This window comes from Pseudomonas sp. LBUM1668, assembly GCF_059695715.1.
This window is the reverse complement of record NZ_CP166787.1, coordinates 5,550,170-5,577,135: the sequence shown is the minus strand read 5'-3', so window position 1 is coordinate 5,577,135 and position 26,966 is coordinate 5,550,170. Positions and strand designations below refer to the sequence as shown.

26 protein-coding genes and 1 riboswitch are annotated in these 26,966 nt (G+C 59.9%); of the genes, 17 read left to right on the top strand and 9 right to left on the bottom strand.

Annotation, left to right across the window (positions count from 1 at the left end):
- Positions 1-64: 64 nt before the first annotated feature.
- The 9 genes from mdcA to madM all read left to right on the top strand — a co-directional run bounded on the left by mdcA (position 65) and on the right by madM (position 7,291).
- On the top strand, positions 65-1,735 hold the full coding sequence (gene mdcA, locus ACA061_RS25155) for a malonate decarboxylase subunit alpha (protein WP_497300229.1): 1,671 nt from the start codon (positions 65-67) through the stop codon (positions 1,733-1,735).
- Entirely contained in the window at positions 1,735-2,607 is an 873-nt protein-coding gene (locus ACA061_RS25150) for a triphosphoribosyl-dephospho-CoA synthase (protein WP_497300228.1), read from the top strand. The genes mdcA and ACA061_RS25150 overlap by 1 nt, the downstream gene beginning before the upstream one ends.
- Positions 2,607-2,906 carry a malonate decarboxylase subunit delta gene (locus ACA061_RS25145; protein ID WP_150601960.1) on the top strand — a complete coding sequence of 100 codons (300 nt, stop codon included), beginning with the start codon at positions 2,607-2,609 and terminating at the stop codon, positions 2,904-2,906. Before ACA061_RS25150 ends, ACA061_RS25145 begins: the two co-directional genes overlap by 1 nt.
- Positions 2,899-3,750: a biotin-independent malonate decarboxylase subunit beta gene (locus ACA061_RS25140; protein ID WP_497300227.1), complete on the top strand. Its 852-nt coding sequence runs from the start codon at positions 2,899-2,901 to the stop codon at positions 3,748-3,750. Before ACA061_RS25145 ends, ACA061_RS25140 begins: the two co-directional genes overlap by 8 nt.
- Entirely contained in the window at positions 3,747-4,532 is a 786-nt protein-coding gene (mdcE, locus tag ACA061_RS25135; protein ID WP_497300226.1) for a biotin-independent malonate decarboxylase subunit gamma, read from the top strand. Before ACA061_RS25140 ends, mdcE begins: the two co-directional genes overlap by 4 nt.
- Positions 4,526-5,146 carry a malonate decarboxylase holo-ACP synthase gene (locus ACA061_RS25130; protein WP_497300225.1) on the top strand — a complete coding sequence of 207 codons (621 nt, stop codon included), beginning with the start codon at positions 4,526-4,528 and terminating at the stop codon, positions 5,144-5,146. Before mdcE ends, ACA061_RS25130 begins: the two co-directional genes overlap by 7 nt.
- Positions 5,143-6,063, top strand: coding sequence for a malonate decarboxylase subunit epsilon (gene mdcH / locus ACA061_RS25125; protein WP_497300224.1), 921 nt, complete (start codon positions 5,143-5,145; stop codon positions 6,061-6,063). The genes ACA061_RS25130 and mdcH overlap by 4 nt, the downstream gene beginning before the upstream one ends.
- Before the next feature lie 65 nt (positions 6,064-6,128).
- The gene (madL, locus tag ACA061_RS25120; protein ID WP_150601955.1) at positions 6,129-6,521 is read left to right on the top strand and encodes a malonate transporter subunit MadL; all 393 of its coding nucleotides are present in this window, start codon (positions 6,129-6,131) and stop codon (positions 6,519-6,521) included.
- A gap of 5 nt (positions 6,522-6,526) precedes the next feature.
- Positions 6,527-7,291: a malonate transporter subunit MadM gene (gene madM / locus ACA061_RS25115; protein WP_210700603.1), complete on the top strand. Its 765-nt coding sequence runs from the start codon at positions 6,527-6,529 to the stop codon at positions 7,289-7,291.
- Between the two features lie 138 nt (positions 7,292-7,429).
- Here the strand turns inward: madM and ACA061_RS25110 are convergent, their stop codons facing one another.
- A complete protein-coding gene (locus tag ACA061_RS25110; protein WP_150617823.1) occupies positions 7,430-8,344 on the bottom strand; it encodes a LysR family transcriptional regulator in 915 nt (304 codons plus the stop codon).
- A gap of 214 nt (positions 8,345-8,558) precedes the next feature.
- On the opposite strand from ACA061_RS25110, the gene trhA reads away from it, so the two are divergent.
- Positions 8,559-9,176: a PAQR family membrane homeostasis protein TrhA gene (gene trhA, locus ACA061_RS25105; RefSeq protein WP_150601952.1), complete on the top strand. Its 618-nt coding sequence runs from the start codon at positions 8,559-8,561 to the stop codon at positions 9,174-9,176.
- A 93-nt stretch (positions 9,177-9,269) separates the two neighbouring features.
- Here trhA and ACA061_RS25100 read toward each other — a convergent pair whose 3' ends face one another.
- Entirely contained in the window at positions 9,270-9,989 is a 720-nt protein-coding gene (locus ACA061_RS25100) for a 16S rRNA (uracil(1498)-N(3))-methyltransferase (protein ID WP_150601951.1), read from the bottom strand.
- A 144-nt stretch (positions 9,990-10,133) separates the two neighbouring features.
- Positions 10,134-11,540 carry an adenosylmethionine--8-amino-7-oxononanoate transaminase gene (locus ACA061_RS25095; RefSeq protein WP_150617821.1) on the bottom strand — a complete coding sequence of 469 codons (1,407 nt, stop codon included), beginning with the start codon at positions 11,538-11,540 and terminating at the stop codon, positions 10,134-10,136.
- Positions 11,541-11,761: 221 nt separating this feature from the next.
- Between ACA061_RS25095 and ACA061_RS25090 the strand changes: the two genes are divergently transcribed.
- From ACA061_RS25090 to ACA061_RS25080, 3 genes are all read left to right on the top strand, one after another.
- Positions 11,762-13,522, top strand: a complete 1,761-nt coding sequence (locus ACA061_RS25090) for a flavin monoamine oxidase family protein (RefSeq protein ID WP_150601949.1) — start codon at positions 11,762-11,764, stop codon at positions 13,520-13,522.
- 349 nt (positions 13,523-13,871) lie between these two features.
- A complete protein-coding gene (locus ACA061_RS25085; RefSeq protein ID WP_497300223.1) occupies positions 13,872-14,423 on the top strand; it encodes a cytochrome b in 552 nt (183 codons plus the stop codon).
- A gap of 32 nt (positions 14,424-14,455) precedes the next feature.
- A complete protein-coding gene (locus ACA061_RS25080) occupies positions 14,456-15,034 on the top strand; it encodes a YceI family protein (RefSeq protein WP_042561513.1) in 579 nt (192 codons plus the stop codon).
- A 232-nt stretch (positions 15,035-15,266) separates the two neighbouring features.
- On the opposite strand, the gene rhlE2 is transcribed toward ACA061_RS25080, so the two are convergent.
- The 4 genes from rhlE2 to ahcY all read right to left on the bottom strand — a co-directional run bounded on the left by rhlE2 (position 15,267) and on the right by ahcY (position 20,800).
- The gene (gene rhlE2, locus ACA061_RS25075; protein WP_150617818.1) at positions 15,267-17,150 is read right to left on the bottom strand and encodes an RNA helicase RhlE2; all 1,884 of its coding nucleotides are present in this window, start codon (positions 17,148-17,150) and stop codon (positions 15,267-15,269) included.
- A gap of 221 nt (positions 17,151-17,371) precedes the next feature.
- A complete protein-coding gene (locus ACA061_RS25070; RefSeq protein ID WP_497300222.1) occupies positions 17,372-18,184 on the bottom strand; it encodes a substrate-binding periplasmic protein in 813 nt (270 codons plus the stop codon).
- A 186-nt stretch (positions 18,185-18,370) separates the two neighbouring features.
- A complete protein-coding gene (gene metF / locus ACA061_RS25065; RefSeq protein ID WP_150593620.1) occupies positions 18,371-19,216 on the bottom strand; it encodes a methylenetetrahydrofolate reductase [NAD(P)H] in 846 nt (281 codons plus the stop codon).
- Positions 19,217-19,390: 174 nt separating this feature from the next.
- Positions 19,391-20,800, bottom strand: coding sequence for an adenosylhomocysteinase (gene ahcY, locus ACA061_RS25060; protein WP_150601946.1), 1,410 nt, complete (start codon positions 20,798-20,800; stop codon positions 19,391-19,393).
- A gap of 23 nt (positions 20,801-20,823) precedes the next feature.
- Positions 20,824-20,922, bottom strand: a riboswitch (S-adenosyl-L-homocysteine riboswitch).
- Positions 20,923-21,119: 197 nt separating this feature from the next.
- Here ahcY and ACA061_RS25055 point away from each other — a divergent pair.
- Entirely contained in the window at positions 21,120-21,527 is a 408-nt protein-coding gene (locus ACA061_RS25055) for an acyl-CoA thioesterase (protein WP_150601945.1), read from the top strand.
- 222 nt (positions 21,528-21,749) lie between these two features.
- Positions 21,750-22,631: a formate/nitrite transporter family protein gene (locus ACA061_RS25050; RefSeq protein WP_150601944.1), complete on the top strand. Its 882-nt coding sequence runs from the start codon at positions 21,750-21,752 to the stop codon at positions 22,629-22,631.
- Between the two features lie 5 nt (positions 22,632-22,636).
- Here the strand turns inward: ACA061_RS25050 and ACA061_RS25045 are convergent, their stop codons facing one another.
- Complete coding sequence (locus ACA061_RS25045; RefSeq protein WP_497300220.1) at positions 22,637-23,503, bottom strand: LysR family transcriptional regulator; 867 nt, start codon at positions 23,501-23,503, stop codon at positions 22,637-22,639.
- 112 nt (positions 23,504-23,615) lie between these two features.
- Here ACA061_RS25045 and ACA061_RS25040 point away from each other — a divergent pair, with 112 nt between their 5' ends.
- Both ACA061_RS25040 and ACA061_RS25035 read left to right on the top strand, forming a co-directional pair.
- Complete coding sequence (locus tag ACA061_RS25040) at positions 23,616-24,029, top strand: VOC family protein (protein WP_210700598.1); 414 nt, start codon at positions 23,616-23,618, stop codon at positions 24,027-24,029.
- A 58-nt stretch (positions 24,030-24,087) separates the two neighbouring features.
- Complete coding sequence (locus ACA061_RS25035) at positions 24,088-25,368, top strand: amidase (protein ID WP_497300219.1); 1,281 nt, start codon at positions 24,088-24,090, stop codon at positions 25,366-25,368.
- A 47-nt stretch (positions 25,369-25,415) separates the two neighbouring features.
- Here ACA061_RS25035 and ACA061_RS25030 read toward each other — a convergent pair whose 3' ends face one another.
- Positions 25,416-26,678, bottom strand: coding sequence for a cation:proton antiporter (locus ACA061_RS25030; RefSeq protein ID WP_497300218.1), 1,263 nt, complete (start codon positions 26,676-26,678; stop codon positions 25,416-25,418).
- Positions 26,679-26,966 lie beyond the last annotated feature (288 nt).

Genomic DNA, 26,966 nt, shown 5'->3' with positions numbered 1-26,966 from the left:
TGATTGATGCACCCACCCCACACGCCTAACTTAGCTCCACGACAGCGAACCCCGTGGAGTGAGCATGACAACAACAATTTCCCCCGACTCGCGCTGGACGCGGCGGCGCGATGAGAAGCAGCGCCGCCTCGACAAGGTGCGTGGGCTGGCCGACGGTGTGGTGTTGCCCACCGACAAGATCGTCGCGGCGCTTGAAGCGCTGATCCTGCCCGGCGACCGTGTAGTGCTGGAGGGCAATAACCAGAAACAGGCGGATTTCCTCTCTCGCTCTCTCGCCAAGGCTGATCCCGAAAAGCTCCACGACCTGCACATGATCATGCCCAGCGTCGGTCGCTCCGAGCACCTCGACCTGTTCGAACGCGGCATCGCCCGCAAACTCGATTTCTCCTTCGCCGGCACCCAGAGCCTGCGCATCAGCCAGTTGCTTGAAGACGGCCTTCTGGAAATCGGCGCGATCCACACCTACATTGAGCTCTACGCACGGCTGGTGGTGGACCTGATTCCCAACGTCGTGCTCTCGGCCGGGTTCATGGCCGACCGCGCCGGCAACATCTATACCGGCCCAAGCACCGAAGACACCCCGGCGCTGATCGAACCGGCAGCGTTCAGTGACGGCATCGTCATCGTCCAGGTTAATCAATTGGTCGACGACGTCAGTGAGCTGCCCCGCGTAGACATTCCGGCGTCATGGGTCGATTTTGTGGTGGTGGCCGACAAGCCGTTCTACATCGAACCGCTGTTCACCCGCGACCCACGCCACATCAAGCCTGTGCACGTGTTGATGGCGATGATGGCGATCCGCGGCATCTACGAAAAACACAACGTGCAGTCGCTCAACCACGGCATCGGTTTCAACACCGCAGCCATCGAACTGATTCTGCCGACCTACGGCGAATCCCTCGGCCTCAAAGGCAAGATCTGCCGCAACTGGACGCTCAACCCGCACCCGACGCTGATCCCGGCGATTGAAAGTGGCTGGGTTGAAAGCGTGCATTGCTTCGGCACCGAGCTGGGCATGGAAAACTACATCGCGGCACGGCCAGACGTGTTCTTCACTGGTCGCGACGGCTCGCTGCGTTCCAACCGGATGTTCTGCCAACTGGCCGGGCAGTACGCGGTGGATCTGTTTATCGGCGCGACGTTGCAGGTCGATGGAGACGGCCATTCTTCCACCGTTACCCGTGGCCGACTCGCCGGTTTCGGTGGCGCACCGAACATGGGCCACGACCCGCGTGGCCGCCGCCACGGCACGCCTGCATGGCTCGATATGCGCCACGACGACTCGCAGCAACCGATGCTCGAACGCGGCAAGAAACTCGTGGTGCAAATGGTCGAGACCTTTCAGGAGGGCGGCAAACCAACCTTCGTCGAAACGCTCGATGCGGTGGAAGTGGCGAAGAAGAGCGGCATGGCGCTGGCGCCGATCATGATTTACGGCGACGACGTGACCCACCTGCTGACCGAAGAAGGCATCGCTTACCTCTATAAAGCGCGTTCGCTGGAAGAGCGCCAATCGATGATCGCTGCGGTTGCGGGCGTCACCACCATCGGCCTGCGCCACAACCCCAAAGACACCGAACGCATGCGCCGCGAAGGCCTGATCGCCTTGCCCGAAGACCTCGGCATCCGCCGCACCGACGCCACCCGCGAACTGCTGGCGGCGAAGAGCGTGGCCGATCTGGTCGAGTGGTCCGGCGGCCTCTACAACCCGCCCGCCAAGTTCAGGAGTTGGTAATGCACGCATTCAACCTGCAAACGAAACCTCTGAGCCTGGCCGAGCGGCTGGCGGATCTGGCGGTCGACGCATTGATCGACGAAGCGGATCTGTCACCGAAACCGGCGCTGGTGGATCGTCGTGGCAACGGCGCACATACCGATCTGCACCTGGGCCTGATGCACGCTTCGGCGCTGTCATTGTGGCCAGCGTTCAAGGAGATGGCCGAAGCCGCCATTGAAATCGGCGAGATCAATCCGGTGCTGCGTGAAAGCATTGGCTGCATCGGCCGTGAAGGCGAGCAAGCCATGCTCGCCACCACCAACGGTGTGAACACCCATCGCGGCGCGATCTGGGCCTTGGGCCTGTTGGTGACCGCCGCCGCGCTCGAAGCGAAATCCACGGGCGCCAATGCGGTTACCCTGCGCGCCGCACGTCTGGCGCTGCTCGATGATCGCTACGCACCTCGCCCGCTAAGTCACGGCGCGCAAGTCGCCCTGCGCTACGGCGCACGCGGTGCTCGCGAAGAAGCGCAACTGGGTTTTCCGTCGGTGCTGCAACGCGGCTTGCCGCAACTCAAAAGCAGTCGCGCCCGTGGTCACGGCGAACAGAACGCCCGGCTCGACGCCTTGCTGGCGATCATGACTGACCTCGCCGACACCTGCGTGCTCTATCGCGCCGGCGAAGCGGGTTTGCAAGCCATGCAGCGAGGCGCGCAAGCGGTGCTGGATGCCGGCGGTAGCGCCAGCCTCACCGGCCGCCGTCGACTGCACGAACTGGATCAACAACTCATCGCATTGAATGCCTCGCCCGGTGGCGCCGCCGACTTGCTCGCCGCCACGCTACTGCTCGACCGAATCGAGCGCGACGGCATTCTTCAGGGAGCGTTTTGATGGAAACCCTATCGTTTGAATTCCCCGCCGGGCCGCCGCCACGCGGTCGCGCGCTGGTCGGTTGTGTTGGCTCGGGCGATCTGGAAGTGCTGATCGAACCGGGACTGGCCGGCAAGTTGACGATCAACGTGCAGACCTCGGTCAACGGCGCGCAGCAGCGCTGGCAGCACTTGTTTGCGCGGATGTTCGACGGCACCACGCCGCCCGCCATGGCCATCGATATCCACGATTTCGGCGCGACGCCGGGTGTGGTGCGGTTGCGTCTGGAGCAAGGTTTCGAGGAGATCGGCCATGACTGACAGCGCAGCGCTTTTGCACAAACACAGCTTCGTTGAACTCGGCGCGCGGCAACGGGCGAAAGCCTTGCTCGATGCCGGCACCTTCCGCGAATTGCTCGATCCGTTTCAACGCATCATGTCGCCGTGGCTCGAACGCCAGGGCGTGGTGCCGCAGGCCGATGACGGCGTGGTGATCGCCAAGGGCAGCGTCGACGGGTTGCCGGTGGTGATCGCTGCCATTGAAGGCGCGTTTCAGGGCGGCAGCCTCGGCGAAGTCGGCGGGGCGAAGATTGCCGGCGCGCTGGAACTGGCCGCCGAAGACAACCGCAAAGGCATCCCGACCCGCGCCATATTGCTGCTGGAAACCGGTGGTGTGCGTTTGCAGGAAGCCAATCTCGGCTTGGCGGCGATTGCCGATATTCACGCGGCAATTGCCGATTTGCAGCAGTACCAACCGGTAGTCGGTGTGGTCGCGGGCAGCGTGGGTTGCTTTGGCGGCATGTCGATTGCCGCTGCGCTGTGCAGCTATTTGCTGGTGACCCAGGAAGCACGCCTTGGCCTGAACGGCCCGCAAGTGATCGAGCAGGAAGCCGGGATAGAAGAATACGACTCTCGCGACCGGCCATTTATCTGGAGCCTGACCGGTGGCGAGCAGCGTTTCGCCAGTGGCTTGGTGGATCGTTATGTCGCCGACGATGTGGCGCAGATTCGTCAGCAGGTCGGTGAACTGTTGCAGCAAGGTTTGCCGACGCAACCGCGCAGCCAGCGTGCCGAGTGGTTCCTGCAGCGTCTGGCCAGCCTCGACACTGACAAGCAAATCGAGCCTTCGGTGGTTCGCGATCTGTATCAAGGAGAGCGCTCATGAGTGGCTATTCCGTGCGCGGTTTGAACTGGTTCAACGCCTTGAGCGCTGGCGCAGTAGAGGTCGAAGGGCTGCCGTCATCGTTGAAGGTTGCCGATGGCGAACTCGGACGTTTTATCGCCGTGGTCGCTGACCCGGACAATCGTTTTCCCCGTGCTCGAAACGGTGAAGTCGGGCTGTTGGAAGGCTGGGGTTTGGCCAAGGCTGTGGATGACGCGATCACGGCTGACCGCGACAAATCACAGAAGCGCCCACTGATCGCCATCGTCGATGTACCCAGCCAGGCCTATGGTCGTCGCGAAGAAGCGCTTGGCATTCATCAGGCTTTGGCCGGTGCGGCGGACAGTTATGCCCGCGCACGTTTGGCCGGGCATCCGGTGATTGGACTGTTGGTGGGCAAAGCGATGTCCGGGGCGTTCCTTGCCCACGGTTATCAGGCCAACCGCTTGATTGCCCTGCGCGATCCCGGCGTGATGGTGCACGCGATGGGCAAGGCTTCAGCGGCGCGGGTCACGTTGCGCAGCGTCGAAGAACTCGAAGCATTGGCCGCCAGCGTGCCGCCGATGGCTTATGACATCGACAGCTACGCCAGCCTCGGCTTGCTCTGGGAAACCCTGTCGGTGCAGCAGATCGAACAGCCGACAGCGGAGGATCTGGCGCGGGTGACTGAATGCCTGAGCCAAGCGATCAACGATGTCAGCAGCAATGATCTGAGCGGTCGTCTCGGTGCGAACAATCGTGAGGCTTCCAGCCGCGTACGCGAACTGCTGAGGGCGCAGTGGTGAACATGCCTTTGGCCCACGACCTGCTCTGGGGCATGACGCCTGCGCAATTGCCGGCGGATGCGCCGCGCTGGGCGGTTGAATCGCTCAGCGCCGGGCAACCGGTGGTGGTGCGCCGGGCAATGAGCGCTGATGGTTTTGTTGCCGTTGGCATTCGTGGTGTCTTGCGCGAGCAGCGGTTGGCGGCGTTCATGGCGGTCGACTCGATTGCCTGTCGGGTCAGTCCGGAAGCGCTTTGTCAGGTCGACAGTGATCGCGACGTGCCGGCCCTGCGCGCGCTCGAACAGTTGCGGCCAATGCTCGATGATTGTGGTTGGGTCTGGGGTGTCAGTGGCAGTGCCGGGTTTGAACTGGCCAGTGGTTTTACGGCGATGCATGAGGGCAGCGATCTCGATCTGATCCTGCGTACGCCGCACCTGTTGGCGCGTAATCAGGCACGCAAACTGGTAGCGCTTTTCGATCAGGCAGCCTGCCGGGTCGACATGCAATTGCAGACGCCATTCGGCGCTGTGGCCCTGCGCGAATGGGCTGGCCCCTCAGCGCGGGTGCTGCTGAAAAACGCCCATCAGGCGTGTCTGGTTACAGATCCGTGGAACCCGCAGGAGTTGGCAGCGTGAGCAGCCTTTTGGTGTTCCCAGGCCAAGGCGCGCAGCAACCGGGCATGCTCCGGCGGTTGCCTCGGGAAACCTTGGTCGAGGCCAGCGATGTGCTCGGCGAAGACGTTTTGCTGCTCGACTCTGCCGAGGCGTTGCGCACGACGAGGGCGGTTCAGTTGTGTCTGTTGATCGCAGGCACAGCAGCTTCGCGGCAGTTGCTGCAGGATGGCCTCACGGCGGATTACGTCGCAGGTTTGTCCATTGGTGCTTACCCGGCAGCGGTGGTGGCGGGTGCTTTGAGCTTCAGCGATGCACTGCATCTGGTCAGCCTGCGCGGTGAGTTGATGCAGCAGGCTTATCCACAGGGCTTTGGCATGACCGCGATTATCGGCTTGCAATTGTCCACAGTCGAAGCGTTGCTGGTGCAAGTTCACAGCGCCGAAACGCCGGTTTATCTGGCCAACATCAACGCCGATAACCAGGTGGTCATTGCTGGCAGTGACAAGGCGATGCAAGCGGTTGCCGAACTGGCGCGCAGTCGTGGCGCGGGGCTGGCGAAACGTCTGGCGGTCAGCGTGCCGTCGCATTGTCCGCTGCTGGAAAAACCGGCTCAGGCCCTCGCTGAAGCCTTCGCCAAAATACAGCTGCAAACTCCGAAAATCGCTTACCTGAGCGGCAGTCGCGCTCGGCCGGTCATCAAGGTTGAAGCCTTGCGCGACGACCTCGCTTTCAACATGTGCCGCGTGGTGGACTGGCGCAGCACCGTGCAAAGCGCCTACGAGCGCGGCGTGCGGCTACAGATCGAACTGCCGCCCGGTGCGGTGCTGACCGGGCTGGCGCGCCGGGTGTTCGAATCAGGCACTGTCACGGCCTTCGACAGTGCTCGCCTCGACACCTTGCAGGCGCTGTTGCGTGAGGAGGGAAGCCGCCCACTCTAAAACCGCCGACTCAAGCTTCGAACAACAAAAACAACATTCGACGATGCACTTTGAGGACTACAACAATGATTATTTACGGTGTGGCGTTTCTGGCCTTTTGCACGCTGGTGGGTGTCTGGGTCGGTGAACTGCTCGGCAAGCTGATCGGCGTGCCAGCCAACGTCGGCGGCGTCGGCATTGCGATGCTGCTGTTGATCGGCCTGGGCAGTTATCTGAACAAAACCGGCTGGCTCAAGGGCAAGACTGAACAGGGTGTCGAGTTCTGGAGTGCGATCTACATTCCGATCGTGGTCGCCATGGCGGCGCAGCAGAATGTTTACGGCGCGCTGAAGGGCGGGCCGATGGCGATTCTCGCCGGGACACTTGCGGTGGTGATTGCCTTTGCCATGGTGCCGGTGCTGGTGCGCCTCGGTAACAAGGATCCGGCGCCGATTGCTCCAGCCAAGACTGCGGGGTAATCGCCATGTACGAATCAATGATGAAAGTCATCACTGGCTACGGCCTGATCAGCGGTTTCCTGATTGTCGGCCTGACTATGTGGGTGTCCTACTGGATGTCCAATACCTTCACCAAGGGCCGGTTGCACGGTTCGGCGATCGCCATTCTGCTCGGGCTGGTGTTGTCCTATGTTGGCGGTGCGCTGACCGGTGGGCAGAAAGGCGTGGTGGATATTCCACTGCTGTCCGGTATCGGTTTGCTCGGTGGGGCGATGCTGCGGGATTTCGCCATCGTTGCCACGGCGTTTGGCGTGAGTGTTGAAGAGCTCAAACGCGCCGGGTTTGTCGGTGTGCTGGCGCTGTTTGTCGGGGTGGGCACGTCGTTTGTCGCCGGCGTTGGTGTGGCGATGGCGTTCGGTTATACCGATGCGGTGAGCCTTACCACCATTGGCGCGGGGGCGGTGACCTACATTGTCGGCCCGGTGACCGGGGCGGCGATTGGAGCCAGTTCCGAAGTCATGGCGTTATCGATTGCCGCGGGGTTGATCAAGGCGATTCTGGTGATGGTGATGACACCGTTCGTGGCCCCGATGATCGGCTTGAACAACCCGCGCAGTGCGGTGATCTTCGGCGGCTTGATGGGCACTTCCAGTGGCGTGGCTGGCGGGCTGGCGGCGACGGATCCGAAACTGGTGCCTTACGGTTGTCTGACGGCGGCGTTCTATACCGCGCTTGGGTGTTTGCTTGGGCCTTCGGTTTTGTTTTTGGTGATGCGGGGGTTGGTGGGGTAGGGCTTTGGTTGCTTGTTACCTGAGCTGACGCCATCGCGGGCAAGCCCGCTCCCACAGGGCGATGTGTTGAACACAGATTTATTGTGCGACGCAACACACTGTGGGAGCTGGCTTGCCAGCGATTCAGACAACTCGGTTTCAGACCTGCCGATTGGCATACATCCGACACTCCGCCAACAACGCCAGCAGATTCGGATCGCGCTCCTTGGCCTTCAGAAACACCACACCAATGTGCTGCTGCAACCGATACTTTTCCTGCAACGGAATCAGCTTTACCCGGTTCTCGTACACCGCCGCAATCCGCCCCGGCAGCAACGCATAACCCACCCCGGAACTGACCATGCTCAGCAGCGTGAAGATGTCATTCACCTGCATCGCCACCTTCGGTTCGAACCCCGCCTGCCTGAACACCCGATTACCGTCCTGATGCGTGGCAAATCCCTGGGTCAGCGTGATGAAGGTTTCATCGCGTACGTCCGCCAGATCAACTTCACTGCGCTGGGCAAATCTTGAATCGGCAGGAGTGGCGAGAAAGATGTCATCGGAAAACAGCGCAATCTGCTCGCAATCCGGGTCGTTGATGCTGTCGTCCAGCGACACCAGAATCGCGTCGACTTCCATGTTTTTCAGCTTGTAGAGCAGGTCGATGTTCGAGCCAAGAATCAGGTCGATGTTGAGTTCGCTGCGGCGGATCTTCAAGCCCATGATCAGTTGCGGCACGGTTTTCACGGTCAGTGAATACAGCGAGCCGAGCTTGAAGCGTTCGGCGGAGAACCCGGCGGCCTCGCGGGTAAGGCGTACGCTTTCGACCACGTCCTGGATCAGCTTTTGCGCGCGTTCCTCCAGTACATAGGCGCTTTCCAGCGGCGTCAGGTTGCGGCCTTCGTGTTTGAACAGCGGGCAGCGCAGGGCGCTTTCCAGCGAGTGAATCGCGCGGTGCACGCTGACGTTGCTGGTCTGTAGCTCGGCAGCGGCACGGGCGAGATTGCCGGTGCGCATGAAAGCGAGGAACACCTCGAGTTTTTTCAGGGTCAACTCTTCGTCGATCAGCATGGCGCGGACTCTTTTTGGTATCGGCCGATTGTGCACGGTAAACGCGGCCCTTTGTAGGAGCTGCCGCAGGCTGCGATCTTTTGCCTTTGAAGATCAAAAGATCGCAGCCTGCGGCAGCTCCTATACGGATTCATGTTGAACAGAAACATTGCGCTTTTACGCTCAAGGCCCGAGCCTTGCGCGCTGCGGTAATGAATTTTGAGGTGAGCAATAGATGTATCACGGAGAACGATTGAACGCCTGGACGCATCTGGTCGGGGCAGTGGCGGCTTTTATCGGCGGTGTGTGGATGCTGGTCATCGCCTGCCTCGATGGCAGTCCATGGAAGATCGTCAGTGTGGCGATTTACGCGTTTACCCTGCTGGTGTTGTACAGCGCATCGACCGTGTACCACAGCGTGCGCGGGCGCAAGAAAGAGATCATGAAGAAGGTCGATCACTTTTCGATCTATTTGCTGATCGCCGGCAGCTACACGCCGTTTTGCCTGGTGACCTTGCGCGGGGTGTGGGGCTGGACACTATTCGGGATTGTCTGGGGGCTGGCGCTGATCGGCATTGTGCAAGAGATCAAACCGCGTTCCGAGGCGCGGATTCTGTCCATCGTGATCTATGCGGTGATGGGCTGGATCGTGCTGGTGGCAGTGAAGCCGTTACTGGCGGCGTTGGGCACGACGGGTTTCGCGTGGCTGGCGACGGGCGGGGTGTTGTACACCGTGGGGATTATCTTTTTTGCCTTGGATCATCGGCTACGACATGCCCACGGGATCTGGCATTTGTTCGTGATTGCCGGGAGTTTGCTGCACTTTGTTGCGATCATGTTTTACGTCCTGTGAAGCAAGATCAAAAGATCGCAGCCTGCGGCAGCTCCTACATTTGGAATGCGCTGCCCCTGTAGGAGCTGCCGCAGGCTGCGATCTTTTGGGACCCTAGAAATCACCCCACAATTGTTGAGCCACCGCCAACGCAACTACCGGCGCAGTTTCGGTCCGCAACACGCGCGGCCCAAGGCGAGCAGCATGAAAACCATTGCCCTTGGCCTGCTCGACCTCGGCCTCGGACAAGCCGCCCTCCGGCCCGATCAGAAACGCCAGAGTCGAAGGTTTGGCATGGCTCACCAGCGGCTCGGCCACCGGGTGCAGCACCAGTTTCAACTCGGCTTCGGTCTGCTTGATCCAGTCCGCCAGCAGTACCGGTGGATGAATCACCGGGACCCGCGAGCGACCACATTGCTCACACGCGCTGATCGCCACCTGACGCCAATGCTGCAAGCGTTTGTCAGCGCGCTCGTCTTTGAGGCGAACTTCACAGCGATCGCTGAAGATCGGCGTGATTTCATTGACGCCCAGTTCGGTGGCTTTCTGGATCGCCCAGTCCATCCGCTCGCCGCGGGACAGGCCCTGGCCGAGATGGATGTGCAGCGGTGATTCGATCTGTCCGGCGAACTGCTCGTCGATCTGCACCACCACGCGTTTCTTGCCGACTTCCAGCAAGGAACCGCGAAACTCATGGCCGGAACCGTCGAACATCTGCACCGCATCGCCCTCGGCCATGCGCAGCACGCGGCTGATGTAATGCGCCTGGGCCTCCGGCAGTTCGTGTTGGCCGGTGCTTAGCGGGGCGTCGATAAAGAAGCGGGACAGTCTCATGCGGGGTCTCTGTAGAAATTGTAAAAGTCTGGCGGCCCTATCGCTGGCAAGCCAGCTCCCACAAGGACTTGCGCAGAACCTGTGGGAGCTGGCTTGCCAGCGATGACGGTAGTCCGGTCACCGCTGAAGCTTTAGTGAAACAGATCAGCCCGGATCACGGAAACCGGGGTGGAAGTCCTTCGGCACGGCCACGCTGACGCTGTCACGGGTGGCGATGTCGATGCCTTCGCTGGCGACTTCGGCGAGGAAGTCGATCTGCTCCGGCGTGATCACGTACGGCGGCAGGAAGTACACCACACTGCCAAGCGGACGCAGCAGCGCGCCACGCTCCAGCGCATGCTGGAACACTTTCAGGCCGCGGCGTTCCTGCCAAGGGTAGGCCTCTTTGGTGGCTTTATCCTTGACCATCTCGATGGCCAGGACCATGCCGGTCTGACGCACTTCGCTGACGTTCGGGTGATCGACCAGATGCGCCGTCGCCGACGCCATGCGCTGAGCGAGTGCCTTGTTGTTCTCGATCACGTTGTCCTGCTCGAAGATATCCAGCGTCGCCAACGCCGCCGCGCACGCCAGCGGGTTGCCGGTGTAGCTGTGCGAGTGGAGGAAGGCGCGCAGGGTTGGATAGTCGTCGTAGAACGCGCTGTAGACATCGTCGGTGGTCAGGCACGCGGCCAGCGGCAGGTAGCCGCCGGTCAGGGCCTTGGACAGGCAGAGGAAGTCCGGACGGATGCCGGCCTGCTCGCAGGCGAACATCGTTCCGGTGCGGCCAAAGCCGACGGCGATTTCGTCGAGGATAAGGTGCACGCCGTAACGGTCGCAGGCCTCGCGCAGCAGCTTGAGGTACACCGGGTGATACATGCGCATGCCGCCGGCGCCCTGAATCAGTGGCTCGACGATCACTGCCGCAACGCTGTCATGGTTCTCGGCCAACGTCTGTTCCATCGCCGCGAACATATTGCGCGAGTGCTCTTCCCAACTCATGCCTTCGGGGCGCCCGTAGCAATCCGGGCTCGGCACCTTGATGGTGTCCATCAGCAGGGCTTTGTAGGTTTCGGTGAACAGCGGCACGTCGCCGACCGCCATCGCTGCCATGGTTTCGCCGTGGTAGCTGTTGGTCAGGGTGACGAAGCGTTTCTTGGCCGGCATGCCGCGGTTGAGCCAATAGTGAAAGCTCATTTTCAGCGCGACTTCGATGCAGGACGAACCGTTATCGGCGTAGAACACCCGGTTCAGGCCTTCTGGCGTCATCTTCACCAGACGTTCAGACAGCTCGATCACCGGTTGATGGCTGAAACCGGCGAGAATCACGTGCTCCAGTTGATCGACCTGATCCTTGATGCGCTGGTTGATGCGCGGGTTGGCGTGGCCGAACACGTTGACCCACCACGAGCTGACCGCGTCGAGGTAGCGCTTGCCCTCGAAGTCTTCGAGCCAGACGCCTTCGCCGCGCTTGATCGGGATCAGCGGCAGCTGTTCGTGGTCTTTCATCTGGGTGCAGGGATGCCACAACACCGCGAGATCGCGTTGCATCCACTGATTATTAAGGCCCATTTACAGTCTCCTCGAGGCGGCTCGCGACAGGCGCGGGCAAACAATCGCGCAAGCCTATGCAATGCATCGCGCGGGAACAACCCATTGTGTCGATTGAGCTACTTTGTATGAGCCGATAGACGTCGCTGGCGGCGTTTTGATGGCTAACGTATTCTTCGCGGTTCTTTGGGTCGTCTGACCCGCACAACTGCTTTTTTCTGTGTATTTCCGGAGTTCGCTGAATGTCTGTCGGTTGGCTGCGCGCCTGTGCGCTGGTGATGTTGGGGCTGTTCAGCGTTACGGCGCTGGCCAAGGATAAAACCGCAATCGTGATCGGCGGCGGCCTGTCGGGCCTGACCGCTGCTTATGAGCTGCAAAACAAAGGCTGGCAGGTCACGCTGCTCGAAGCCAAACCAAGCCTGGGCGGTCGCTCGGGCATGGCCACCAGCGAGTGGATCGGCAACGACAAAACCCAGCCGGTGCTGAACAAGTACGTCTCGACGTTCAAGCTCGGCACCACGCCGGCACCGGAATTCGTGCGTACACCGGGTTATTTGATCGACGGCGAGTATTTTTCCGCTGCCGACCTGGCGACCAAGCAACCGGCCACCGCCGATGCGCTCAAGCGTTACCAGAAAACCCTCGACGATCTGGCGCGCTCGATCGACGATCCACAGAACCCGGCAGCGACCAACACCCTGCACGCACTGGACCAGATCACCGTGTCGAGCTGGCTCGACAAACAGAATCTGCCAGCCACTGCGCGTCAGTTGATCAACCAGGACATCCGCACCCACTACGACGAGCCTTCGCGTCTGTCGCTGCTGTATTTCGCCCAGCAGAACCGCGTGTATCGCGGCGTGTCCGACCGTGACCTGCGCGCCTCGCGCCTGGTCGGCGGCAGCCAGGTGCTGGCGCAAGCGTTCGTCAAACAGATCAAGGTCATCAAGACCAATTCGCCGGTATCGGCCATCAATCAGGACAAGGACGGCGTGACCGTCAAGGTTGGCAGCGTCGGTTACCAGGCCGATTACGTCGTGCTGGCTGTACCGTTGCGTGCCTTGAACAAGATTCAGCTGACCCCGTCACTGGATGCCCAGCGTCTGGCGGCCATCAAGGGCACCAACTACGGCTGGCGCGACCAGATCATGCTGAAGTTCAAGACGCCAGTGTGGGAAAGCAAGTCGCGCATGTCCGGCGAGATCTACAGCAACACCGGTCTGGGCATGTTGTGGATCGAGCCCGCGCTGAAGGGCGGCGCCAACGTGGTGATCAACCTGTCCGGAGACAATGCCCGTGTGATGCAGGCATTTGGCGACAAGCAGATGGTCGATCAGGTGCTGATTCGTCTGCACGCGTTTTATCCACAGGCCCGTGGCTCGTTCACCGGTTATGAGATCCGTCGCTACAGCACCGACCCGTCGATGGGCGGCGCGTACCTGGCTTACGGTCCGGGCCAGATCAGCAAGTTCTGGCGTATCTGGGAACGTCCGCTGCAGCGCGTAGCGTTTGCCGGCGAACACACCGACACCTTGTACCCGGGCACTCTGGAAGGCGCGCTGCGCACCGGTCAGCGTGCAGCCAGCCAGGTTGAAGATCTGGCGGCAGGCAAATCATTTGAACCGGCCAAAGTGATCCCGGCAGCAGCGGCGGGCGCGGCCGGTGCCGTGGCAGCGAAGAAGGGCAACTTCTTCAGCAACCTGTTCGGTGGTTCGGACGATGAGAAGAAGCCAGAGCCTGTGAAAGCTCCAGAGCCGGCGCCAGCTCCAGTGGCTCCAGCGCCCGCGCCGACCCCTGCGCCAGCTCCGGTGGAAGCACCGAAGCCAGCCGCACCGGTAAAAGCCGAGCCTGCAAAGAAAGCGGCGGCCAAGCCAGCAGCGAAAAAGCCTGCGGCGAAAACCGAAGCGAAAAAGCCAGCGGCCAAACCGGCGGCAAAAAAGGCTGAGCCGGCGAAGAAGCCAGCAGCCAAGCCTGCGGCAACGACCGAGACCAAGGCGCAGTAAAAGCCTTGCGGTGAATGAAGAAGCGCGGCGCTTATGCCGCGCTTTTTTTTGCCTGTAAGAGCCTCATCGCGGGCAAGCCCGCTCCGACAGGTTTTTGCGGCGAACGCAGAACTTGTGAACGCCACCGACCACTGTGGGAGCGGGCTTGCCCGCGATGAGGCCTGTCCAAACAGCTCATCATCAGGATCTGCCACCTAACATCCCGCCACAATTTCTCCTTTAATCTTTCCTTAACACGCCACTTTCAGACTCTTCATCGTATTTCTCGATATTTCAAAGCGAAATTTTCCGCTTTAATTCGATAGATAACTCGCTAGTCTTGGTTCGCAGTTCTCACAGGATTTGGGCAATGCAGCTACGTAACTCTTCTTCGCGCTATGGTTGGGTCAGCATCTTCATGCACTGGGGTGTGGCGCTGGTGGTCTTCGGACTGTTCGCGCTGGGCCTGTGGATGGTCGGGCTGGATTACTACAGCACCTGGCGCAAAGACGCGCCGGATCTGCACAAGAGCATTGGTCTGGTGCTGCTCGGAGTGATGGTGTTGCGGGTGTTGTGGCGTTTTATCAGCCCACCGCCGCCGACGCTGCAAAGCTACAGCCGCATGACCCGTATCGGCGCTAAATGCGGCCACGGGTTTCTGTATCTCGCGCTGTTCGCTGTGATGCTTGCCGGTTACCTGATTTCCACCGCAGACGGTGTCGGTATTCCGGTGTTTGGCCTGTTTGAAGTTCCTGCACTGGTTTCCGGGCTACCGGATCAGGCAGATACCGCTGGGGTGATTCATCTCTGGCTGGCGTGGGCGCTGGTAATTTTTTCCGGTCTCCATGCGTTGGCAGCATTGAAGCACCACTTTATTGATCGTGATGCGACCCTCACTCGAATGCTCGGTCGCAAAGCCTGATGTTCAACCTCGACTCCAAAGGAAAACAAAGCATGTTGAAAAAGACTCTGGCCGCTCTGGCAATCGGTTCTGCCGTTCTGTCCGCCAACGTAATGGCTGCAGACTACGTCGTTGATAAAGAAGGCCAGCACGCCTTCGTCGACTTCAAGATCAGCCACTTGGGCTACAGCTTCATCACCGGTACTTTCAAGGACATCGACGGCAAGTTCAGCTTCGACGCGGCCAAGCCTGAAGACAGCAAGATCGAGTTCAACGTCAACACCGCCAGCGTGTTCACCAATCACGCCGAGCGCGACAAGCACATCGCCAGCGCAGACTTCCTGAACGCGAGCAAGTTTGGCAAAGCGACTTTCGTTTCCACCAGCGTCAAGTCCACCGGCGCGAACACCGCTGACGTGACTGGCGACCTGACCCTGCTGGGCGTCACCAAGCCAGTGGTTGTCAAAGCCACCTTCCTGGGTGAAGGCAAGGATCCATGGGGCGGCTACCGTGCCGGCTTCGAAGGCACCACCAGCATCAAGCGTTCCGATTTCGGCAAGCAGAAAGACCTGGGTCCCAAGTCCGACGCGGTCGAGCTGTACGTTTCGTTTGAAGGCGTGAAAGCGAAGTAATTTTTCGCCAGCCACACAAAAACGCCCCCGGTCGAAAGGCCGGGGGCGTTTTTTATTGCCTGCCACACATACATCCCCTGTAGGAGCTGCCGAAGGCTGCGATCTTTTGACTTTGGCTTTTCCAACATCAAAAGATCGCAGCCTTCGGCAGCTCCTACAGGTGGGGGTGTGTTTTTCCATAAAAAATGCCCCGGCTCTTGCGAACCGGGGCATTTTTCATTGCGGCATCAAATCAGCGATTGCGCGTCAGCAAGGCTGGTTTTTCGCCACGTGGGCGGCTTGGCAGTTGATCGAGCTGCTCAGGAGTCGGGAAGCGGTCGGCTTTCGATTCCTTGTGCATGATCTTCGGGCCATTGCTGCGCGGGGCCTGCACGGCTGGCTCGCTACGAGGCTGATCGTCACGGGCCGGGCGGCGGTTGCGCGAAGACGAGGAAGAGTCGTCGCGACGACCCGACTGACCGTCACGCGGTGCACCATTACGTGGACCGCTACGCTTGGCTGGCGGGGTGCCGGTGCTCGAGCCGTTGGTGTTGCGCGGAGCGTTCTGGCGACCTTGCGACTGACCGCCGCGTGGTGCGCCTGAACCTGCGCCTGCGCCCTGAGCCGGTGCGCCTGGACGACGGCCGCGACCGCCGGCAGGGGCTGGCTTTGGCACGTAGTCAACGCGGTTACCGAAGTTATCCACATCGTCGTCGAGGAACTCGTCCGGGGCGCGATCAGACGCAGCGCGTGGCGGCTGGCTCGGGCGCTGGTCACGGGCCGGAGTGCCTTCGCGAGGCTTTTGCTGACGGGCTGGACGCTCGCCGCGTTCGCCGGCTGGCTTTTCCTTGCTCTTTTCCTTGCCTTTGTCTTTACGACCGCCGCCACCGCCGCCGCCATTCGGACCGTCACCGCGCGGGCCACGAGGGTTGCGCGGGTTGCGCACGTCCGGACGCTCACGCACTTCCGGCTTCTCGGCTTCAATGGTGCTCGAGTCGAAGCCCATCAGATCGCCGTCGGCAATCTTCTGCTTGGTCATGCGCTCGATGCTTTTCAGCAGTTTTTCTTCGTCCGGAGCGACCAGCGAGATCGCCTCACCCGAACGACCGGCACGGCCAGTACGGCCGATACGGTGCACGTAGTCTTCATCGACGTTCGGCAGTTCGAAGTTGACCACGTGTGGCAACTGGTCGATGTCCAGGCCGCGCGCGGCGATGTCGGTAGCCACCAGAATGCGCACTTCGCCAGCCTTGAAGTCGGCCAGGGCTTTGGTGCGAGCGTTCTGGCTCTTGTTGCCGTGAATCGCGACAGCCGGCAGACCGTGCTTGTCGAGGTACTCGGCCAGACGGTTGGCGCCGTGCTTGGTACGGGTGAACACCAGCACCTGTTCCCACGCGCCGGCGGTGATCAGGTGAGCCAGCAGCGCACGCTTGTGGCTGGCCGGCAGACGGAATACGCGCTGTTCGATGCGCTCGACCGTGGTGTTCGGCGGCGTGACTTCGATGCGTTCCGGGTTGTGCAGCAGCTTGCCGGCAAGGTCGGTGATGTCTTTGGAGAACGTCGCCGAAAACAGCAGGTTCTGGCGCTTGGACGGCAGGCGTGCGAGGACTTTCTTCACGTCGTGCACGAAACCCATGTCGAGCATGCGGTCGGCTTCGTCGAGGACGAGGATTTCAACGTGGGACAGATCGACGCTGCCCTGGCCGCACAGGTCGAGCAAACGACCCGGGCAAGCGACCAGCACGTCGACACCACGGGCCATGGCCTGAACCTGAGGGTTCGTGCCGACGCCACCGAAGATGCAGGCGCTGACGAATTTCAGGTCACGGGCGTAGATCTTGAAGCTCTCGTGAACCTGGGCCGCGAGTTCGCGGGTCGGGGTCAGGACCAGTACGCGCGGTTGGCGCGGGCCGTGACGCTGGGATTTGTCCGGGTGACCGTTGGGGAACAACCGCTCCAGGATCGGAAGGGCGAAACCGCCGGTTTTACCAGTACCTGTCTGTGCCGCAACCATCAGGTCGCGACCTTGCAACACGGCGGGAATAGCCCGCTGTTGCACCGGAGTAGGCTCGGTATAGCCCGCATCTTCGATGGCGCGGACTAAAGCCTCGGAGAGACCGAGGGAAGCAAAGGACATGAGTAATCCTGTTTTAGTTAGGGCTTGGCCCAATGGGAATCTTGCCTGGCGCGAATCACGTTTAAGAGGACGCAATCCCGTCCGGTCCTGCTGCGGTTCCAAAGACACGTCTGGAGTGCTCGCGCTGGCTGGAAGCTGCGCTGTAGCGGGTCGAGAGGCCTGTTAAGGTTCCGGGCGTCCGGGCGTGAGCCTGGCGGGAACGCCGGAGTATAACAGAGCAATCACTGCGCGCTGCTTTCCTGCTGCTCAACGGTTTTGCTGTCCGCCGACGCTTTACTCAATGGCGCCGTCTGGCCAGGGGCCGCGCCATAGCGTGCGCTCAGCTCTGCGTAGGCCGGTTCGCGCTTGAAGCGCTTGAGTTCGGCGCCGAAGCGTTGCGCCAGCAAATCCATCCCGGCATTGCGCCGAACTGCTAAAAACTGGCTCTGGCGGCTAATAACCATGGGATTTTCGCTGATCAGATCGCGAATATTCAACTGATCCAGCAAATGCTGACCCACGCGGCGATCAGTGATCAGCAAATCGATACGTCCGCGCACCAGTTTGCCGAAGTTGGCTTCGTGGGTCGGCGCCGGCTCGCGGGTAAACAGGGTCGATTCGCTGAAGTCGGGGCTGTACAGATAACCCGGTGAAGTGCCGATGGTCAGGCCTTTGAGGTCGTCGAGCTTGTTGAACGGGTGTGGTCGGTCGTTGGCGTAGAACATCACGAACTCGACATCCGACAGCGGCTCGCTGGGGTAGAGCAGGGTGGCATCGCGCTCGGCGCTGTGAAAAATATCCAGCGCACCGTCGGCCTGGCCGGTTTCCAGCATCGACAGGCAGCGTTTCCACGGCAGGAACTGCCATTCGACTTCAATGCCCAGGCGCTTGAACACAATGGCGGTGGTTTCGTAATCCAGCCCGAGGTTTTTGCCGTTCTCTTCATAGACGTAAGGCGCCCATGGCTCGGTGACAATACGCAGCTTCTCGCCTCGAGCGGCGAAGCTCAGGCAAGCAAAAACCAGCACGGCGAATAACTGTGTGATCAAAGGCATGGCTTGAGATTACGACGAGAAACCACAAAGAGCCAGAAACTGCCTGCACAAGCTCTGTCTCGGGCCTTTAAAAGCAAAAGATCGCAGCCTTCGGCAGCTCCTACAGGGTGAACTAAATCCCAATGTAGGAGCTGCCGAAGGCTGCGATCTTTTGATCTGGCTTGTAGCTTTCAGCTTGTAGCTGCTTCAGCGCGGCAACTTCAGGTTATTCCAGATCGCCAGGCTAGGTTCAGCCTGGTTCATGGAATAGAAGTGCAGCCCCGGTGCGCCGCCCTGCAACAAGCGTTCGCACATCTCGCTGACGACTTGCTCACCAAAGCGCTGAATGCTTTGAGTGTCATCGCCATAGGCTTCCAGCTGCTTGCGAATCCAGCGCGGGATTTCCGCACCGCAGGCGTCGGAGAAGCGCGCGAGTTTGCTGTAGTTGGTGATCGGCATGATCCCCGGTACCACCGGAATATCCACGCCCAGCGCCTGCAAACGGTCGACAAAATAGAAGTAGCTGTCGGCGTTGAAGAAGTACTGGGTGATCGCGCTGTCGGCGCCGGCGCGGGCCTTGCGCACGAAGTTGGCGAGATCGTCTTCGTAATTGCGCGCTTGCGGATGCATCTCCGGGTAAGCGGCGACTTCGATGTGGAAATGGTCACCGGTTTCTTCACGAATAAATTCAACCAGTTCATTGGCGTGACGCAGCTCACCGCTGGTCATGCCCATGCCGGACGGCAAGTCGCCACGCAGGGCAACAATGCGCTTGATGCCGGCAGCCTTGTACTCGTTCAGCAGGCCGCGCAGGTCGTCCTTGCTGTCGCCGACGCACGACAGGTGCGGTGCGGCCGGTACTTTGACTTCGCTTTCCAGTTGCAAAACGGTGTTGAGGGTGCGATCACGCGTCGAACCACCAGCGCCATAGGTGCAGGAGAAGAAATCGGGATTGTACGTTGCCAAATGACGGGCAACGTTGAGCAGCTTTTCATGCCCAGCATCGGTCTTGGTCGGGAAGAACTCGAAGCTGTAGCGACGGTCTTGGGACATGGTCATACCCTTGGAAACACGTAAGCCGGACGCTGCCCCCCTGTAGGAGCTGCCGCAGGCTGCGATCTTTGAAGATCAAAAGATCGCAGCCTGCGGCAGCTCCTGCACGGAGCGGTCAGCAGCGTCAGTCAGGCAACGCAGTGCACCAGGCGCACCGCGTCGACGCTCAGCCAATCAGTAGCGGTAAGCGTGCGGCTTGAACGGGCCTTCGACGGTAACGCCGATGTAGTCAGCCTGTTGCTTGGTCAGTTGAGTGACCACGCCGCCGAAGCCGCGAACCATTTCCAGGGCCACTTCTTCGTCGAGTTTCTTCGGCAGTACTTCAACGGTCAGGCGCTCGGCTTTCTGGGCTGGCGACAGGTCGGCGTACTTCTGGTCGAACAGGAAGATCTGTGCCAGAACCTGGTTGGCGAACGAACCGTCCATGATGCGGCTCGGGTGACCGGTAGCGTTGCCCAGGTTCACCAGACGGCCTTCGGCCAGCAGGATCAGGTAGTCGTCGTTCTGTGGGTCGAATTTGGCAGCGCCGGTACGGTGGATCTTGTGTACCTGTGGCTTCACTTCTTCCCATGCCCAGTTCTTGCGCATGAAAGCGGTGTCGATTTCGTTGTCGAAGTGGCCGATGTTGCAGACAACAGCGCGCTTCTTCAGAGCTTTGAGCATGTTGGCGTCGCAAACGTTGACGTTACCGGTGGTGGTCACGATCAGGTCGATCTTGCCCAGCAGCGCTTTGTCGATGCTTGCTTCGGAACCGTCGTTGATACCGTCGATGAACGGCGAAACCAGTTCGAAACCGTCCATGCAGGCCTGCATGGCGCAGATCGGGTCAACTTCGGAAACTTTAACGATCATGCCTTCCTGACGCAGGGACTGAGCGGAGCCCTTGCCCACGTCACCGTAACCGATGACCAGCGCTTGCTTGCCGGACAGCAGGTGGTCGGTGCCACGCTTGATCGCGTCGTTCAGGCTGTGACGGCAGCCGTACTTGTTGTCGTTCTTGGACTTGGTCACCGAGTCGTTGACGTTGATGGCCGGGATTTTCAGCGTGCCTTTGGCCAGCATGTCCAGCAGACGGTGTACGCCAGTGGTGGTTTCTTCGGTCACGCCGTGAACGCGATCCAGTACTTGTGGGTACTTGTCGTGCAGCAGTTGAGTCAGGTCGCCGCCGTCGTCGAGGATCATGTTGGCGTCCCATGGCTGGCCATCCTTCAGGATGGTCTGCTCCAGGCACCACTCGTACTCTTCTTCAGTTTCGCCTTTCCAGGCGAAAACCGGGATACCGGCAGCAGCGATAGCGGCAGCAGCCTGATCCTGAGTCGAGAAAATGTTGCAGGACGACCAGCGTACTTCGGCACCCAGGGCAACCAGGGTTTCGATCAGCACGGCAGTCTGAATGGTCATGTGGATGCAGCCGAGGATCTTCGCGCCTTTCAACGGCTGTTCGCCGGAGTACTTGCGACGCAGACCCATCAGAGCCGGCATTTCCGATTCGGCGATGATGGTTTCGCGACGGCCCCAGGCAGCCAGGGACATGTCGGCAACTTTGTAATCGTTAAAATCTGCAGGCGTGATAACAGCGCTCATGAAGAGCCTCCATTCGTAATGTATGCGAATGGGCGCCGTTGTGCGTTTAGTGTCCGGCCTAGGCCAGTCAACGCCCCATCCGAGCCTGACAGGTTGAACCTGCTGCAGCGCCCCTCGGACAGGTGGCGGGAAAACGGTAGCAAGTGGAAGTTACCGTTTTGAAACGGTGGCGATTATAGCCGTCTAGACTGATCTTCCAAAGGCTTTCTGTCGGCCAAATGAAGATCGCCAATCGCGACCATAGTAGAAGGCTCATGGAGCATGACCGCTCGGTCTGCCAAGATACCGCCCATCTTTCGGCAAACGCTCAGGAGTGAACATGAATTTCCACACCCGCAAATGGGTAAAACCCGAAGACCTCAACCCCAACGGCACGCTGTTTGGCGGCAGTCTGTTGCGCTGGATCGACGAAGAAGCAGCGATCTATGCCATCGTCCAGTTGGGCAATCAGCGCGTGGTGACCAAGTACATTTCCGAAATCAACTTCGTCAGCGCCTCGCGCCAGGGCGACATCATTGAATTGGGCATCACTGCCACCGAGTTCGGCCGCACCTCCATCACCCTGACCTGCGAAGTGCGCAACAAGATCACCCGCAAGAGCATTCTGACTGTCGAGAAGATGGTTTTCGTAAACCTCGGTGAAGACGGCTTGCCGGCACCGCACGGACGGACCGAGATCAAGTACGTCAAAGACCAGTTTCAGGACGATGCGGCGATCGCTGATTGAGATCGGCGGCGCTGACTTCGCAAGCATAACGCTGACCCTGTAGGAGCTGCCGAAGGCTGCGATCTTTTGATCTTGCTTCCGAAAAATCAAAATCAAAAGATCGCAGCCTTCGGCAGCTCCTACATTTTCTGCGTACGCCCAAAGATTTGCTCGGCGCCTACAGAACGTATTTCATGGTGCGAATGTCGTAGGTAAACGACACCCCCCACCGGTTCCCACACCATGACCACGCCCACCGACGGCAAGACCCCCGACCTCTCGGCCAAAGAGCAACACGAAGTCGAGAAAAACCAGCCGCCCCGCGCGGCGGTTCTGCATGAAATCATCCGCTCCCAAGGCGATCAGGAACTTGAACGCAGTATCGCTGCGCTATGGTGGTCGGCGCTCGCTGCAGGGCTGACCATGGGCCTTTCGCTGATGGGCATGGGCCTGCTCACTTCGCGGTTGCCCGACGGCGACGAATTCAAGGTAATTGCCAGTTTCGGCTACTGCGCAGGCTTTCTCGCAGTGATTCTCGCCCGCCAGCAGCTGTTCACCGAAAACACCCTGACCGCCGTGCTGCCGGTCATGACCAAACCGACGCTGCTGAATTTCGGACGGCTCATCCGCCTCTGGACGGTGGTGCTGGTCGGCAACCTGTGCGGCACGATTCTGGTGGCTTATGTGATGCTGGAGCTGCCGATCTTCGACGCCAAGACCGACCACGCCTTCCTCGAGATCGGTCGCAAGGTGATGGAACACAGCGCCAGCCAGATGTTCGCCAAAGGCATTGTTTCCGGCTGGATGATCGCGACCATGGTCTGGATGATCCCGTCGATGGAGAGCGCGAAGATGTGGATCATCATCCTCATCACCTACTTCATGGCGCTCGGTGACTTCACTCACATCGTCGTCGGTTCGGCGGAGGTGTCCTATCTGGTGTTTGCTGGCGAGTTGCCGTGGAGCGATTTCTGGGCGGTGTTTGCGGGGCCGACGTTGGCAGGCAATATCATCGGCGGCAGTTTTATCTTCGCCCTGATCAGCCATGCGCAGATCCGCAGCGAAAGCGGAACACCGAAATCCACCGGCCCTGAGGAAGATCAAGCCGAGTCCAAGCCAGATTGAGTCCGTCAGGCTTGTGCTGGTGAAAGCACTTTGGACAAAGCGCTCATCATCTTGGGCCGGTCAGTCTGAACGTGGCTGATCAGGGCAATCTCTCGGTCATAGCGATCATTGCCAACCGGGGTCACCACACACCTGTGGCCCCAGTGTTCGAAGCCGGACCAATAAGGCACAAGGCTCACGCCAAGCCCTTCAGTCACAAGCATGGCAATGGTCTCCAGTGCATCCAGATCTACCAGTGGCGTCGGCAGCAAGCCGTTGTCCGCCAGGTAATGTCCGGCATGCCGTCCGCCCCACGAGTCAGGATCGTAGCGGATGTACGGTTGGGTCATCAGTTGAGTCGGGATGCTGTCCGAGAGTTTTTCCTTCGACAGAAAAACCAGAGGCTCCTTGCGAAGTGATACCGCCCGCAGGGCTTTGGGTAATTCGAACGGTGGAACTACCAGGATGGCCGCGTCGACTTCTCCAGAGAGCAGCGCTTGATACAACGATCGCGATGTTCCCGGCACGATGACCGGCGTCAGCCCCGGCGCCAGCTCGGTCAGTGCGCGCAATGCGCCGGGAAGCAGACCGGTCAGCACAGTAGAGATAGCGCCTATTCGCAACTGCCCCGTAAGCCCTCCCACGTCGGCATCTCCCGCCAGCAATTCAATCTCGCGAACGATGCGTTTAGCCCTGGGCAATAAACCCAGACAGGCCTGGCTCGGCTTGGCTGCGTGCCCGACGCGAGACAGCAGTTCAAAACCGAGTTGCCGTTCCAGCGCGAGAATTCGCTGACTGACCGCTGCTGCCGTCAACCCTTCGGCGCGCGCGGCATGGGCGATGGAGCCGCATTCCACGACGGTGATGAGGCTCTTCAGATAACGCGTATCCATAAGAAATACTTTCGATAGCGAAAAAATTACATGCTATCTCTTTTGATGGAAACCGCACAGTCTTCAACCCTGACCGTTATTTCCACTTTCCGGCGATGTTCAGGAGCTACCGATGCAGTCGATTTTTCATCTCGCTTTTCACGTCCGCGATTTGCAGATTTCCCGCCAGTTCTATGGTGATTTGCTGGGATGTGAGGAAGGGCGCAGCACTGAGACCTGGGTTGATTTCAATTTTTTCGGGCATCAATTGTCGTTGCATCTGGGCGAACCCTTTGCAGTAACCAATACCGGGAAAGTAGGCGAACACAACGTGCCGATGCCCCACCTTGGGGTGATATTGAAGATGTCGGACTGGGTTGCCTTGAAGGACCGTTTGATCGAAGGCCAGGTGAAATTTGTTCTTTCACCCACCATTCGTTTTCCAGGAGAGCCTGGCGAGCAAGCGACCATGTTCTTCCTGGACCCCGCCGGAAACCCTATCGAGATAAAAGGCTTCACTGATTTGCAGTCAGTTTATGCAACTTGAAACTTCCACAAAGCGCACTTCCCTCAAGTGCCTTTCGACGGGAAGTCCAAGGAGCGATATGCACAATTTTAATCAAACGGATGCTACCGCCATTTCTGAAATGGTTCGTGCGGATGTCGTGAGCGCAGAGGCAGTAGCCGAGCACTTTCTTGAATGTGTCGAAGCGCGCGAGCGCAGCATAAATGCCTTTGTTTCGTTCGAGCCGGACGCGGTGCGCAGTCAGGCTTGCCAATTAAAAAACGGTAGCGCGAAAGGCCTCTTGGCAGGTGTGCCCGTGGGAATCAAAGACGTGTATGACACGGTCGATCATCCCACCCGTTTTTACTCGCCGATCTATGAGCAAAACCGTCCCTCGCGTGACGCCCACGTCGTTGCGCTGCTGCGCCAGGCCGGGGCAGTCATCATGGGCAAGACTCATACAACCGAATTCGCTTACATGCATACCGGCCCAACCCGCAATCCGCATGATCTTGGCAGAACCCCCGGCAGTTCGAGTGCCGGGTCGGCAGCGGGGATGGCGGCCGGGTTTTTCCCGCTCGCGTTGGGGACTCAGACCGCTGGCTCATTGATCAAACCGGCGGCCTATTGCGGACTGTATGCCTTCAAGCCTTCGTATGGTCTGGTTTCTCTGGAGGGGGTCAAACCGTTAGCGCCGAGCTTTGACACGGTGGGTTGGTATGGCAGGTCTGTTCGTGATCTGGAGCTGATGGCTCAGGTCTTGATTCCTGGTTTCCCGCAGCGTGCTCATGAACGCAATTTATGCTCGTTCGGCTTCTGTCGTACGGCGCGTTGGGATCAGGTGGACGAAGACGTGGCCAGATCTCTGGAAACTGCGGTTGAAGAGCTGCGCTCAGCCGGACATCAGGTGAGCGAGGTGTTGCTGCCTGAGGAGTTTGCGGCGGTATTTGATGACCATCTGCTGATAAACGATTGCGAGGGCGCCCGATCACTGTCCAAAGAACTGCAAATGCATCCGGACAAACTCAGTGAAGAACTGTTAGCCATGATCGAACGCGCCAGTTTGACAACCTGGGAGCAAGAGTCAGCGGCAAAGAAGCGTCTGGCAAAGTTGGCCATCTTTTTGGAGCCGATATTCCAGCCTTTTGACGCCGTCCTGGGTGCGAGTTGTGGCATCGTCGCCCCGCTGGGCCTTGAAGCCACCGGGCCTTCCGATTTCAGCAAGTTCTGGATGGCGTTTGGCTTGCCGCAAATCAACATTCCGCTCGTGCGCAATGCCGGGGCGTTACCCGTTGGCCTGCAAATGATTGGAGGGTTTAGAGACGACAGCAGGCTATTGCGTGCTGCGCAAGAGGTTGATGCGGTGCTGCGGGCTAATTGAAGGGGCGCCGTCGTGGAGGTAGCTCCACGACGGCGCCGTGTGATGCGTCAGTGTGCCGAGTTTTCAGCGCTGACTTCTTGCTTGCCCGTTACGCCACGGACAACCCGGCCAATGGTCAGGCCCTGTATCAGAATCGACGACAACACCACGATGTAGGTGATGCTCAGCAGCAAGTCGCGCTGCTCGCCCAGTGGCAGCGACAGCGCCAGTGCGACCGAAACCCCACCACGCAAACCACCCCAGGTCAGCACCCGGATCGTGCCGCGCGGCACTGTGCGCCAGCGCCGCAGCAGCAGGATTGCCGGCGCCACGGTCAGCAGACGCGACAGCAGAATCGCCACCGCCAGTAAGCTCGCCGCCGCCAGGTGCAGCCAGTTGAATGGCAGCAGCAACAGCTCCATGCCGATCAGCGCAAACAGCAGCGCATTGAGCATGTCGTCGAGCAATTCCCAGAAACCGTCGAGGTATTTGCGGGTCATGTCGTTCATCGCCAGATTGCGCCCCAGGTTGCCGATGATCAGGCCGGCAACCACCATCGCAATCGGTGCGGAAACGTGCAGTTCGGACGCCAGCGCCGAACCACCGATGACCAGCGCGAGGGTCAGCATCACTTCGATCTGGTGCTGCTCGATGCTCTTGATCATCAGGTAAACCAGATAACCGATCAGCCCACCGAACACCACGCCGCCAATGGCTTCGTGGGCGAATAGCATGGCCGTGGCACTGACGGTCGGGGTCTCGCCGAGCTGGGCGATGCCCAGCAACACGGTAAACACCACGACGGCGGTGCCGTCGTTGAACAGCGACTCGCCGACGATGGTGGTTTTAAGCGGTTTCGAGGCGTTGGCGGTACGCAACACGCCGAGCACCGCAATCGGGTCGGTCGGCGAAATCAGCGCGCCGAATAACAGGCAGTAAAGGAAGCTCACGTGCCAGCCGAACAGGGCAAAGATGTAATACGCAAGGCTGCCGATCACCGCTGTGGCAATCAACACACCAGAGGTCGCCAGCAAGCCGATGGGCCAGCGATAGCTGCGCAGATCATTCAGGTTAACGTGCAAGGCACCAGCGAACAGCAGGAACGAGAGCATCCAGTTCATCAGCAGATCGCCGAAATCGATCTGGCCGATCAGTTGCTGTACGCGTTCTTCCAGGCCGGGATAGCCGAGCACGCTCAAGCCTTGCAGCAGCAGGGAAAACAGCAACGCGGTGACCATCACGCCGATGGTCGGCGGCAGACCGATGAAGCGGAAGTTGACGAAGGTGAGGAGGGTGGTGAGGCAGATGAAAGCGGCGACAAGTTCAAGCATCCGGGGTCCTTTGGATGAGGGGTGGAAAGATAGCGCACTGATTTTTTGGTGCGGGGGTTTGATGGGCGGAGGGCGGCTGAGGGCACAGTGGAAATCTGAGCTGAGATCAAGAGCCCCCTCACCCCAGCCCTTTTCCGGAGGGAGAGGGAGCCGACCGAGGTGTCTCGCACTCAACATCGACCTGAGCAATCGAGTCGATTATGGATTCGGCAATACGCGTTCAGGTCGATGCATGCCGAGTAAACACCTCGGTCAGTCCCCTCTCCCCTTGGGAGAGGGTTAGGGTTA